The sequence below is a fragment of the Listeria sp. ILCC797 genome (assembly GCF_900186185.1).
GTDB classification, from domain to species: Bacteria; Bacillota; Bacilli; order Lactobacillales; family Listeriaceae; genus Listeria; species Listeria goaensis.
Genome location: NZ_FYBS01000016.1, coordinates 14,426 through 27,944, shown reverse-complemented (window position 1 = coordinate 27,944; position 13,519 = coordinate 14,426). Strand labels below are relative to the sequence as shown.

The 13,519-nt window shown below is 41.3% G+C and carries 10 protein-coding genes; 3 read left to right on the top strand and 7 right to left on the bottom strand.

The genetic code is table 11. From position 1 onward, the window contains the following. Positions 1-121: 121 nt before the first annotated feature. Complete coding sequence (locus tag BN1609_RS13030; RefSeq protein WP_088840947.1) at positions 122-1,258, top strand: ROK family transcriptional regulator; 1,137 nt, start codon at positions 122-124, stop codon at positions 1,256-1,258. Positions 1,259-1,296: 38 nt separating this feature from the next. Here the strand turns inward: BN1609_RS13030 and BN1609_RS13025 are convergent, their stop codons facing one another. Together BN1609_RS13025 and BN1609_RS13020 are read right to left on the bottom strand one after the other, a co-directional pair. Then, complete coding sequence (locus BN1609_RS13025; protein WP_088816085.1) at positions 1,297-2,286, bottom strand: Gfo/Idh/MocA family protein; 990 nt, start codon at positions 2,284-2,286, stop codon at positions 1,297-1,299. A gap of 1 nt (position 2,287) precedes the next feature. Next, a complete protein-coding gene (locus tag BN1609_RS13020) occupies positions 2,288-3,304 on the bottom strand; it encodes an oxidoreductase (protein ID WP_088840946.1) in 1,017 nt (338 codons plus the stop codon). A 160-nt stretch (positions 3,305-3,464) separates the two neighbouring features. Between BN1609_RS13020 and BN1609_RS13015 the strand changes: the two genes are divergently transcribed. Continuing rightward, positions 3,465-4,319: a MurR/RpiR family transcriptional regulator gene (locus BN1609_RS13015; protein WP_088816086.1), complete on the top strand. Its 855-nt coding sequence runs from the start codon at positions 3,465-3,467 to the stop codon at positions 4,317-4,319. Between the two features lie 33 nt (positions 4,320-4,352). Here BN1609_RS13015 and BN1609_RS13010 read toward each other — a convergent pair whose 3' ends face one another. From BN1609_RS13010 to BN1609_RS13000, 3 genes are read right to left on the bottom strand one after another with little or no spacing between them, the layout of a single operon-like run. Then, positions 4,353-5,312: a ring-cleaving dioxygenase gene (locus BN1609_RS13010; protein ID WP_088816087.1), complete on the bottom strand. Its 960-nt coding sequence runs from the start codon at positions 5,310-5,312 to the stop codon at positions 4,353-4,355. 12 nt (positions 5,313-5,324) lie between these two features. After that, entirely contained in the window at positions 5,325-5,738 is a 414-nt protein-coding gene (locus BN1609_RS13005) for a MarR family winged helix-turn-helix transcriptional regulator (protein WP_088825813.1), read from the bottom strand. A 56-nt stretch (positions 5,739-5,794) separates the two neighbouring features. Continuing rightward, entirely contained in the window at positions 5,795-6,322 is a 528-nt protein-coding gene (locus tag BN1609_RS13000) for a TetR/AcrR family transcriptional regulator (RefSeq protein ID WP_088810484.1), read from the bottom strand. 183 nt (positions 6,323-6,505) lie between these two features. Between BN1609_RS13000 and BN1609_RS12995 the strand changes: the two genes are divergently transcribed. After that, positions 6,506-7,966 carry a glycoside hydrolase family 1 protein gene (locus BN1609_RS12995; protein ID WP_088816088.1) on the top strand — a complete coding sequence of 487 codons (1,461 nt, stop codon included), beginning with the start codon at positions 6,506-6,508 and terminating at the stop codon, positions 7,964-7,966. Between the two features lie 39 nt (positions 7,967-8,005). On the opposite strand, the gene BN1609_RS12990 is transcribed toward BN1609_RS12995, so the two are convergent. Together BN1609_RS12990 and rpoC are read right to left on the bottom strand one after the other, a co-directional pair. After that, complete coding sequence (locus tag BN1609_RS12990; RefSeq protein WP_088816089.1) at positions 8,006-9,583, bottom strand: LapB repeat-containing protein; 1,578 nt, start codon at positions 9,581-9,583, stop codon at positions 8,006-8,008. A 282-nt stretch (positions 9,584-9,865) separates the two neighbouring features. Next, positions 9,866-13,471, bottom strand: a complete 3,606-nt coding sequence (rpoC, locus tag BN1609_RS12985) for a DNA-directed RNA polymerase subunit beta' (RefSeq protein WP_088810487.1) — start codon at positions 13,469-13,471, stop codon at positions 9,866-9,868. Between the last annotated feature and the right edge of the window lie 48 nt (positions 13,472-13,519).

Below are 13,519 nucleotides of genomic sequence, written 5' to 3'. Positions count from 1 at the left end.
CAAACGTTTGCAAAAGTTTAAGTTTGTTAGCATAATAAACTAACTAACAATAATATAAAGGAATACGGTTTCTTTTGTCAAGCCTTTTTGCTAAAATAAGAAGAGAAAGCGGGGGAAACGAATGTTTACTAGTCGTGCAGGAATTAGAGAATCAAACGAACGAATCGTCTTAAATAAAATTGCGCAAAAAGGGCCGCTTTCGCGTGCCGAACTTGCGGAGACTATCGGTTTAAATAAAGCAACCATTTCTGATATCGTAAAAAAATTGATGGCACAAAAACTTATTAATGAAGTTGGCATTGGCGAAAGTACAAATCAAGGCGGCCGAAAGCCCATCATGCTTGAACTTAATGCAAAAGCGGGTTTTTCCGTCAGCGTTGACATCGGCTACAACTACATTGACGTGATGGTGCAGCGTTTAGACGGCACTGCCTATAAGCGGGAGTTGTTTCCTTTTAAGACCATCAAGCGGGACACGATTATTCAGGAACTTTCTGAAAAACTTGATGTATTTCTTTCCAGCTTGCCAAAAGCGCCATTTGGGGTTGTAGGAATTTTAATCGCGATTCACGGAATTGTACTAGACAACCAAATTCAATTTACACCAGCATATGATTTGGCTTTTCTGGATTTCAAAAATACACTCGGCGAACAATTTGCCTGCCCGGTGTACGTGGAAAATGAAGCGAATCTATTAGCAGTTTCTGACCATACAAGAGAAGAAAATTACGCAAACCTTGTGAGTATTAGCATTCATTCTGGCGTGGGAAGCGGCGTTATTTTGGACAATCAACTTTATACCGGCATAAACGGCTATGCTGGCGAAATCGGACATATGACTATTGTGACTGAAAACGGCCGCCCATGCCCGTGCGGCGCAAATGGCTGCTTGGAGTGCTACGCTTCCGAAAAAAACACTTTGGACACATATAAAGAACTATCTGGACACGAAAACGCACTCGTCGTAGATTTATGCCGCGCTTTTTTGGAAAAAGATGCAACGGCCGTGCGCGTCGTACAAAATATGATTCACTACTTAGCAATTGGCATCCAAAACGTGACGGCGCTCTACAACCCAGAAGTTGTTTTTATAAACAGTGAAATTTCGCGGCTTATACCCGATTTCACCAACCAAATCGAAGCCAAACTCACTTCATTCACATCAAAAAACATCAAAATAAAAGCCTCCCACCTAGGCGAGGAAGCTATCTTGTACGGTGCTGGCTATTTAGTTATAAAGCGCTTCTTAGATTCATAAAAAAAGCAGTTTCCTGAATAATAGGAAACTGCTTTTTATTACACCTCATCTGCTGTAAATACCAGACCCGCTGAAGCTTTCGCCTTCGTCACAACGTCCATCACAATTTGGCTGTGCGCAAGCTTGCGGAGCATTTCGTCCGCATCTTTTTCATCAATGATACGCTGGAACGCTGCGAATTCGTCGTACATGCGATGTTCGCTATCCTTCACGTCAATATGCTCATCTTCGCCGCTGTTTGGCAAAAATTCAAAAGAATCGCAAACACTTACCGAGCCGTTCACATGAATCGTTCCCGCGTCGCCTTGAACATTCGCTGAAATTGGTGCCTTACTATCTTTTGAGCCAATGCAAACCGCCTTAAAATTACCGTAATCCATCACTAGAACGCCAGACGTATCAATCCCTTTCGCCATGTTTGCGTAATAATGGACATCTTTTGGTGCACCGAACAAGCCAACAACAAAATGGACATTGTAAATGTTCAAGTCCATCAAGGCTCCGCCAGACATTTCTCGATTAAACGCTGGTAAAATGTTTCCTTCTTTGAAAGCATCATAACGCGAGGAGTACTGTGAATAGTTCGCTTCCACAATTTTCATTTCGCCAAGGCTACTCACCCGTTTTTTTATTTCCAAAAAATTCTTCATGTATTGATTGGTAATCGCTTCGATTAAGAAGAGACCTTTTTCTTTGGCTAAATCAACAAGAATTTGTAGCTCTTTGGCGTTCGATGTGAAGGGCTTTTCACAAATGACGTGTTTGCCATGGGTGAGCGCCATTTTCGCATACGAAAAATGCAAATGATTGGGCAGCGCCACATAAACCGTATCGATTGAATCATCCGTTAGAAATGCTTCAAAATCCGTATGCACCTTGTCAATGCCATACTCTTTTTGCAAACCTTCAAGCTTCGCACGACTTTTCTCCCGCCCGAAAATCGCCGCAAGCGTAATCTTAGGAAGTTCTGCAAAAACAGGTAGCAAGTCATGAACAATCATTCCTGATCCAACAATGCCTAATTTCATGTTATTTACACTCCTCTATTCCTTTTTCTAAAATTTGCATTTGTAGTAACGTTTCCTCGTCCTTCACTTGTTTCGGCTTCCCGTTCGCAATGGCTTCATAAAGCCCATCATACACGCGACCATAATCGCCCACTTCCGAAATTACTTTTTCCTCGTGGTAATCGCCGCTTTCGTCTATATAAGTCAGCGTTCCGTAATGTTCGGGTAAATCAATGCCAAAATCTGGATTTTCAGGCATGTAGAACAGTTTTAAATGCTCTTCTTGACGGTCTTTCGTTTCCTTCACAAAAGAACCTTTTTTGCCGTAAACAACAAAGCTAGGACGCCCTTTCAAACGGAAATAGCTCGATTTGACGGAGACTTTTAAGATGTTGTAGTAAAAATCTAGATCAAAATAGTCATTCATCCGGTTTTCGCCGAGCAATTGCCGGACGTCATAATGGATTTTGTCCGGTTTTCCAAAATAAGATAGCACTTGGTCGATGGTGTGGCAACCGTGGCCGTATAGGTAGCTGTTATAAAACTCAAACTTGTGCGTCGACTCGGGCACTTCTGGTCTAAAATAGTCATAATGCATTTCCACTTCCAACAAGTCGCCCAGTTTCCCACTTTCAATGACGCGCTGCACCGTTAAAAAGTCGGAATCAAAACGACGATTTTGGTAACACTGCGCAATTAGACCTTTCGCCTTCGCTAGTTGAAAAATTTCTTCGGCCTCTTCGGACGTCATCATAAACGGCTTTTCGACTAAAACATGTTTCTGAGCTTCCAAAACTTGCTTCGCAAATTCAAAGTGGGACTCCTGCGTTGTGGCTACCACAATCATTTGAATTTCCGAATCAGACAGTAATTCTTCCAAATTCGTTGTATAATGAATATGATCAAATTTTTTCCAAGCATCATGACTTGGATTTCTCCGGTAAATGGTTTTAACACGAATGTTATTTCGCTCTAATACGAATGGTAGATGGTATCGGTTGGTGCTTTTTCCGTTCCCGATATATCCAATTGTAAGCATACTAAATCCTCCTCGTTTCACTTTGATACTTTTATCTTATAAGTATTTGGCGAAAAAGGCTACCAATTATGTTTGCGCCAGTTCATTTAGGAAAAATGGTTCTAAATGTATTGCGGAAAACTTATTTTTTGCACAAAAAGTTCATGAAAGGAGCTTTTTTATGATTTTAACGAATATGAAAAACATGGCGAATTTTACGGCGACTGAAAAAACAATTGCAACATTTATTCTTAAAAACACCGATAAAATGGAACTTCTGACGATTCAAGAGCTGGCGAAAAGGACGTTTTCATCGCATGCCACCATCATCCGTTTTACTCGAAAATTAGGTCTTTCGGGGTTTAAAGAATTTAAAATTGCGCTTGTGAAGGAAATTCAAGGTCGCGAGTTTTCGCCTGCTGATGTTGACCCGAACACGCCGTTTAAGGAGGGGGACTCGCTTTCCACGATTAGTCGCGAGATTATGGAGCTCACGCAGCAGACTGTTTCGGAAAGTTTTCACTTGCTTGATGAGGCGAAACTTGCCAAGGCAGCGCGGCGGCTACACGGGGCAGAGCGAATTTTTTTATTTGCGGTGGGCGATTCGCAAATTCGGGCGGAGAGTTTTCAAAATAAGCTGTGGAAAATTAACCGCTATACGTTTTTGGCTACGAAGCGCGCGGAATGGGCGGTTCATACGGCAAATATGACGGAACGCGATTGCGCGGTTTTTGTAAGTTATGACGCGAAATCAAAACTTGATCTTGCGGCGGCGAAATTTTTAAAAGAACGCGCTGTGCCCATCATTTTGCTTACCTCACATACTACGAGCGAACTTAGTAGACTCGCGGATATTTGCATTTCGATTCCGAAATCGGAGGATAAAACGGCGCTCAAAATTTCTACTTTCGCTTCACAAATCGCCTTTGACTACGTCTTAAATGTATTCTTCGCAGCGCTTTATCAAATGGATTACGACGAAAACAAAACATATCTTGCAAAAAACCAAGCGTTCTTTCAGGAGAATGATGTTTAACTAAAAAAAGAAGCTGAATGAATCCAGCTTCTTTTATTTATCAGTATCAAGTGGTGTTAAGTGTGCTTCAATTTCTTCGCGACGGCTTTCGAATTTTGGTGGGAGTTCCACATAAGTTCCGTGTTCCACTTCGAAATTCGTGTTGAAGCCTGGGCCGTCTGTTGCCAGTTCAAAAAGGATGCCGTTTGATTCGCGGAAGTAAAGCGAGTGGAAATAAAAGCGGTCAATAAAGCCGGAGTTTGGATAACCGGAATCAGCAATTCGTTCCACCCAGGCGAGCATTTCGGCATCGTCTTTCACGCGAAAAGCTAGATGATGTACTCCGCCGGCACCTAAATTGTGTTGTTCTAAATCGGGTCTAGCCTCAAGATGAACCTCAGCTCCAGTGCCGCCAGCTCCCGTTTGATAGACAGTAAGCAATTTTTCATTTTCTTCATAAGCTCCTGCATGTTTAAAGCCAAGGAGTTTAGTTAGCACCGCGTCGGTTTTTTCTTTCTTTAAAACCGAAATGCGCACGGGACCAAGACCAGAAATGGCGTATTCGATTGGAACCGGCCCATCTTTCCACGGATGACCTGCTGGTGTGCCTGAATTCCCCTCATCAGAAACTAAATGGATTGTCAGGCCGTCTACGTCCTTCAGCCGAATAATCCGCCGCCCAAATTGCGCCTCGCCGGTGCTATGAAAAATTTGAAACTCGTCAAGTCGTTTATGCCAGTATTCAAGTGCGGCATCATTTGGGACGCGCAAACTCATCGCGGAAATTTGATTGCGGCCTAGTCGATTTTTAGCCATGTTAGGGACTTCAAAAAAAGTGACTGTTGTGCCGGGGTTGCCAATCTCGTCCGCATAGTATAAATGATACGTATAAGGATCGTCTTGGTTGACGGTTTTCTTTACAAGGCGCATTCCTAATACTTTTGTATAAAAATCAAAATTTCGCCTTGCGTTTTCAGTGAAAATGGAAATATGATGTAAGCCTAATAATTCCATGTTTTTTGCCCCCTAATTTAATTTTTTCAGTAAATCAAGTAGCTGTTTTTGTTCTTCGCGCGTTAATTTGCTGAACTGATTTTGTTGAAAAGCTTCTTGCTTTGGCACCAGTTCATTGTAGCAGGCGACACCTTTTTTCGTTAGCATGATGAATTTTTCACGCCCGACTTTTTCGCGTTGCACATAATTTTGTGTTTCGAGTTTTACGAGTAACTGTGTAATATTTCCTTTCGTCACAACGAGTTTTTTGCCAAGCTCTTGTTGTGTTATCTTGCCTTCTGGACCGATTTGAGCAATGCAGTCGAACATGGCCGTTGAAAGGCCTGCTTCTTTAAAATTTTGATTGGTGAGCTTCATATTGCGATTATAAAAACGACTTAAGCGAAACCAAAGGACAACGCCTAGTCGGTCGTCAGTTTTTACCATCTCAAATCGCCTCCTTTTATTTTTAGTTTAGTACTAAACTTAATAAAAAGCAAGTTTTACGACTTGCTTACGAATTTAAGGAGCGTTTTTGCGACTTTTTGCGTGTCGGCTTGTTTAATGCCTAAAATATGCGTGTGCCACATACCATCAATGGTGTAGCGAACAAAATTGGCGTTTTCTGGGCCGATTTCAGGAATGAGGCGTTCGTGATCGGCATCATAAACGGCGTTCCAGTCTTCATTATCGACGTCTAGAGTGATGACAGACGCTAGGAGTGCTGCGTGTAGACCGATTAAATCATCGTCTTCTAATTGACGCAGATTTCCTGCAATATAAGCTTCTGTAAAAGGATATTTAGACGCGTTTTTGCGCTTTTCGTATTCCTCTGTGAGTATTTTGTTGTAGGCATCAATTGTATGTGCGATGAGTGATTTTGTAAGTTCCTCTTTATTTTTGAAGTAATAAAAGATGGCGGCCTTTGTTATACCAGCGTTTTTAGCGACTTTGGCTAAACTGTAATTTTGAATACCTGCTTCTGAAATTACTTCGATGGCAGACTTAATAATTAAATCTCTGCTACTCAATTTTGCTCCTCCGTTCACTTCTTTCCTAAATTTTAACGAAGAATTGCTTTTTTAGCAATTGTAATCCCGTTTTAGGCTTGAAATTGCTAAACATGACGAATCAAATTTCATGCTTGACATGTAATGCATTACAGAAAGTATGATAAAAATGTAAACAAATTAATGATTGAAGGAGCGACAAATATGACGGAAATAAAAAATGGTTTTCCGAAAAACTTTTTGTGGGGCGGCGCAACGGCTGCAAACCAAGTTGAAGGGGCATACAATTTAGATGGCAAAGGCTTGTCTACTGCGGATATGGTCAAATTTGTACCGAAATCAGAACGTGGCAATGATTTTTCATTAGATGTGACAAAAAAGGAAATTGATGCCATTTTAGCAGGCGAAACGCATGCCCGCTTCCCAAAACGCGACGGAGTCGATTTTTACCATCATTATAAAGAAGATATTGCGTTATTTGCGGAAATGGGCTTTAAGACTTTCCGTTTATCGCTGAACTGGGCGCGAATTTTCCCAAATGGTGACGATGCGGTGCCAAATGAAAAAGGGCTTGCTTTTTATGATGCGGTATTTGATGAGCTGAAAAAGTATGATATTGAGCCACTCGTGACTCTTTCGCATTATGAAACGCCGCTTAATTTGACGCTGAAATATAACGGCTGGGCTGACCGCCGTGTGATTGGCTTCTTTACGAACTATGCCGAAACCGTTTTCAAACGTTATAAAGATAAAGTTAAATATTGGCTTACTTTTAACGAAATCAACGTTATTTCACTTAGCCCTTACACTGGCGGTGGCGTTTTAGTGGAAGATGCCGAAAACCCACTCGAACTTTCTTATCAGGCGGCGCATCATCAGTTTGTCGCAAGCGCACTTGCTACGAAACTTTGCCACGAAATCATTCCTGGTTCACAAGTGGGCTGCATGCTTGCGCGCATGGCGACGTATCCGGCAACTAATAATCCAGATGACGTTCTAAAAGCGCAGTACGAAAATCAAATGAACCTTTTCTTTACAGACGTGCACGCTCGCGGAACTTATCCGACTTTCATGAATCGTTTCTTTAAAGAGAACAATATTTTGATTAAAAAGGAAGTAGGAGACGACGAGATTTTGAAAGAACATACAGTTGACTTTATCTCGTTTAGTTACTACATGTCCCTTTCTGCGACCGTAAAACCCGAAGGAGACCGGACTGCTGGCAACTTTATGGGCGGTGTAAAGAACGAATATTTGGAGACTTCCGACTGGGGCTGGCAAATTGACCCTAAAGGTTTGCGCTGGACGCTTAACGACCTTTACTCGCGTTACAATTTACCGCTTTTCATCGTTGAAAATGGCCTTGGCGCCTATGATACCGTTGAAGCTGACGGCAGTATTCATGACGATTACCGCATTGATTATTTGCGCAAACATATCGTTCAAATGAAAGAAGCCATTAAAGACGGCGTTGATTTAATCGGTTACACAAGTTGGGGCCCAATTGATTTAATTAGCGCTTCGACAAGCGAAATGTCAAAACGTTATGGATTCATTTATGTTGATCAAGATGATGAAGGTAACGGCACATTAAAACGCTCGAAAAAAGACTCCTTCAATTGGTATAAAAAAGTCATCACAACAAACGGCGAGGATTTAGATTAAAACGCAAAATGAGGTTGGAATTAATCCAACCTCATTTTTTTATTTCGATATTCTCTTGCGGCGAAACAAAGCGAACCCACCTAGTACTAGAAGGCCACCTAACGCCACATAAAGCAGTCCATTTGTATCCCCCGTTTTAGGCAGAAGATGTGTGCTTTTTGTTGGTTTTTCGGTGTTCGTTTTTGGTGTGATGATGGTATTTTGTTGCTCATTTGTCTCTTTTGGTACAACCATTTCGCCAGCTTTTGATGTTTCTGGTTTCTCTGGCTCTGTTGGTGTAATGGGCGTTTCCGGTGTCACAGGCTGTTCTGGATTTGTTGGGTCAACTGGTGCGGGTGCAACTTCTCGTACGGTAACTTGAACTTTAACAGGCGTTGCTTTTAGACCTGCTTCATTTTCAGCATTCAATGTCACTTCGTAAACTCCCGGTGTTGTTAAATCAACAACTTGTGCAAAATTACTCGTCACTGGTGAACCATCATCGGTTGTCGCATGAACATCTTGCAAAAATTGCGCTTCTGTCACTTGTTGATTTTGGTCATATTCATAAGCTTCATCTGCTGTCAAAGTAATAAAATGTTCAATGTCAAAATATTGGTCATACGTGCCGGACGAAGCATTATAGCCTTGTAAAAATGTTGGTGTTGCATAACTTCCGGCCGCATTATCATAAAATGCATTATATTCGATTTCTGAAAGGTTATCGAAGTCTTCTTTTGTCATCGCGTTAACCGTAATGCCTTCATCATTTATAGAAAGGCGGCTATTATCCACTCTTGTATCATTAAATGCTAAAAATGTTTGATTTGATGCAGTCGATTTTGTAAACGGTGGTTGATAGCCATTAAAATGCGTAAAGCGATTTACCATCATCGAAAATGGAATAAACACTGTTTGATTGGCTTCATCATAGCTGAGTACTGAGCTTTTAATTTTATTATGAGCATCAAGACGCCCTGTATTTTGCCCCGTTGCCGCGAGCGATTCTAATGCTGGAAACTCAGAAATACATTGTAAATCTTGAATGCCATCGAATTGCACAAATAATACTTTCAATTTCGGCATACTTTTAAGAGCCGAAATATCTGTGATGTTATAGTTATTCTGCACATATAAATTCGCGACGTTTGGCATTTTATTTATTTTCGAAAAAACTGCGTTTGTATTTGACGTATTACTCAAACTAACAGATTCGAGGTTCGTCACATTATTTAAGTCCGGTAATTTATCGTCCGTAAGAAAAGCACCCGAAATCGTCAAATTGGTCAAGCTAGGAATCGCCGTCACTGTTGAAAGATCCGCAATGTTGGACGTATTCGACAAAGACAACGCCGTCAAATTGTTCGCATGTTCAAGCCCTGATAAATTTGTGTAGGTATCCCCTGAAAGTGAAACACTACGGAGTGTATTCAATTGCGCTTGTGTAATATCCGCATCTTGCGCCTGCCTTAATTGAGTATTTAAATATTTTTTTAACTGTAAATCTGGAATTTGGACTATCTCTGTCCCTTGTTCTGTAACAATTGGTTCTTCTGCTAAAACTGTAACTGGTACAAAAGGTATTGCCATTATTGTTGTCACTAACATAAAAGTTAATGCTTTTTGCTTCACTGCCATTCATTAAACCTCCTGATGGTTAGTACCATAAGAATACCTTTCTTCTTAGTCGTATTCAATGAAAATTTTGTGAAATTCAGGATTTATTTGATTATTTTTTAACAAAATATTCTTGACATGGTCTAAATCGCCTATTTAAGCCATTTTTAAATGTATACTTATCTTTTCTCAGACACATTTTAGACACAAAATATCATATACGTGTCAAAAAAAGACAATTATAGCTTCTTTCATACAAATAAAAACGGAAATCATTTCATAAAATGATTTCCGTTTTATTTTTTAGAAAGTAGTTGGTTCCTCTGTTATTTCTTTTTCAGCACCAACAACTTCTGGTTTTAATTTGCGATAGTGGTGAATACCTGTTCCTGCTGGTACAAGTTTACCAAGAATAACATTCTCTTTAAGACCAAGAAGTTCATCACGTTTTCCTTTAATCGCAGCATCAGTAAGAACACGTGTTGTTTCTTGGAATGATGCAGCAGATAAGAAGGAATCCGTTTCAAGAGAAGCTTTCGTAATTCCGAGTAATACTGGACGACCAGTAGCCGGTTGTTTACCACTCAAAATAGCTTCACGGTTTGCTTCTGTAAACGTATGAATATCCATTAATGTACCTGGTAAGATATCCGTATCCCCAGTGTCCATTACGCGGATTTTACGCAACATTTGACGAACCATTACTTCAACGTGTTTATCGCCAATTTCTACCCCTTGCATCCGGTAAACTTTTTGTACTTCAGCAAGCAAGTATTCTTGAACGGATAAAACGTCACGTACACGGATTAGCGCTTTCGGATCAATAGAACCTTCCGTAAGTGCTTCCCCGCGGTCTACCATTGAACCTTCTTGAACACGAAGACGTGCTGTATAAGGAACTGTGTAGCTACGACGGTCGTCCGCACCTTGAATTGTAATTTCTTGTCCACGGTCACGGCCCTCTTCGATAGAAACAACTTCCCCAGCCACTTCTGTGATGGTTGCTTGTCCTTTCGGATTACGTGCTTCAAAAATTTCTTGAATACGTGGAAGACCTTGCGTGATATCGTCGCCGGCTACCCCACCAGTATGGAACGTACGCATTGTAAGCTGTGTACCAGGTTCCCCGATAGATTGTGCCGCGATAATACCGACTGCTTCACCAACTTCAACTTCTGTACCAGTAGCCAAGTTTTTACCATAACATTTTTTACATACACCATGTTTTGTATTACATGTAAACGCCGAGCGAATCGATACTTCTTCAATACCCGCTTCAACAATTGCTACTGCAATCGGTTCAGTAATCAAATCATTTTCTTTAACTAAAACTTCGCCAGTTTCAGGGTGACGCACGGTTTTACGAGCATAGCGCCCTTCTAGACGTTCTTCTAGCGGTTCAATAATCTCCGTACCTTCGCGAATCGCTTTAATTGTTAAGCCGCGGTCCGTGCCACAGTCGTCTTCACGAATGATAACATCTTGCGCCACATCAACAAGGCGTCGAGTAAGATAACCAGAATCGGCCGTTTTCAGGGCTGTATCGGTAAGACCTTTACGCGCTCCGTGGGTCGAGATAAAGTATTCAAGGACTGTTAACCCTTCACGGAAGTTTGAAGTGATTGGAAGTTCTACGATACGTCCAGATGGATCAGCCATCAGACCACGCATACCAGCAAGTTGCGTGAAGTTCGAGATGTTACCACGAGCTCCGGAATCTTGCATCATAAAGATTGGATTTAAACGTTCCAAGCTTAAAATTAGTTTTCCTTGAATTTCGTCTTTGGCAGCATTCCAAACGCCGATAACGCGCTCATAACGCTCGTCATCTGTAATTAAACCGCGACGGAATTGTTTCGTGATTTTTTCAACCATATCATGTGCTGTTTCTAGAATTTCATGTTTTTCCGTAAGCGTTAAGATATCTGCAATACCAACTGTGATACCCGCTTTTGTGGAAATTTTGAAACCTAAGTCTTTCATGCGGTCAAGCATTTTAGATGTTTCTGTAATATGGAATCGTTTGAACACTTCTGCAATGATATTTCCAAGAATTTTCTTCTTGAATGGGTCAACAATTGGTTGCTTAGCAATATGCGCTTTAACGTCCGTTGTTGGCTCAACAAAATATTTTGTAGGCGTTTCAATTTCTAAATTATATTTCGTTGGTTCGTTAATATAAGGGAACGATGTTGGTAAGATTGTGTTGAAAATCAATTTACCGACTGTCGTAATTAATAGTTGCTTACGTTGCTCTTCTGTAAAGCGTTCATTTGGAATGGATCCTGCGTAAACGGCAATACGAGAATGCAAGTGAACATAGCCATTTTGATAAGCAAGTTGCGCTTCGTTAATATCCTTAAAGATTGTTCCTTCACCAACCGCATTTTCACGTTCAAGTGTCAGATAGTAGTTACCTAGCACCATATCTTGGGAAGGTGTTACAACTGGTTTACCATCTTTTGGATTCAAAATGTTTTGTGCGGCAAGCATTAAAATGCGTGCTTCCGCTTGTGCTTCTGCCGAAAGTGGAACGTGGACGGCCATTTGGTCACCATCGAAATCGGCATTATACGCCGTACAAACAAGTGGATGCAAACGAATCGCGCGACCTTCAACTAAAGTCGGTTCAAACGCTTGGATACCAAGTCTGTGGAGCGTAGGGGCACGGTTTAGTAGAACTGGATGTTCGCGAATAACTTCTTCAAGGACATCCCAGATTTCTGGCGCCATGCGTTCAATTTTACGTTTAGCGCTCTTAATGTTGTGCGCAAGGCCTCGTCCAACGAGTTCTTTCATCACAAAAGGTTTGAATAATTCAAGTGCCATTTCTTTTGGAAGACCACATTGGTACATTTTAAGGTTAGGTCCTACGACGATAACGGAACGACCGGAATAATCGACACGTTTACCGAGTAAGTTTTGACGGAAACGACCTTGTTTCCCTTTAAGCATGTGCGATAAAGATTTTAATGGACGGTTACCTGGTCCAGTCACTGGACGGCCACGACGACCATTATCAATTAACGCATCAACTGCTTCTTGAAGCATCCGTTTTTCATTTTGGACGATGATGTTTGGTGCGCCTAAGTCAAGCAAGCGTTTCAAACGGTTGTTCCGGTTAATAACACGACGGTACAAATCATTTAAATCACTTGTTGCAAAACGGCCACCTTCAAGTTGTACCATTGGGCGAAGTTCTGGTGGAATAACTGGTAGTACATCAAGAACCATCCAACTTGGATTATTGCCAGAGTTACGGAAGGCTTCCATTACTTCTAGGCGACGAATTGCACGCGTACGGCGTTGACCTTGTGCGGTTTTCAATTCTTCTTTCAGCTCATCTGTTTCTTTTTCAAGATTGATGTCTGAGAGAATTTTCTTAATTGCTTCGGCACCCATTCCAGCTTGGAAGGTTTGACCATATTTTTCACGATAAACGCGATATTCTTTTTCAGAAAGAAGTTGTTTCTTCTCAAGCGGTGTGTCGCCTGGCTCTGTTACTACATAAGACGCAAAGTAGATAACTTCTTCAAGCGCACGCGGGCTCATATCCATCACAAGACCCATACGGCTTGGAATACCTTTAAAATACCAAATGTGTGAAACTGGCGCTGCAAGTTCAATGTGTCCCATGCGTTCGCGACGAACTTTGGATTTCGTTACTTCAACCCCGCAACGGTCACAAACGACGCCTTTATAGCGGACACGTTTGTACTTTCCGCACGAACATTCCCAGTCTTTCATTGGTCCGAAAATACGCTCACAAAACAGTCCGTCACGTTCTGGTTTTAGCGTACGGTAGTTGATTGTTTCAGGTTTTTTTACTTCACCGTGCGACCAAGAACGGATTTTATCTGGAGATGCTAGACCGATTTTCATATACTCAAAATTATTAACATCTATCAAGTGCCCAACCTCCTAATTTTGGTCATGACTTTTCACTTATTAGGTTTA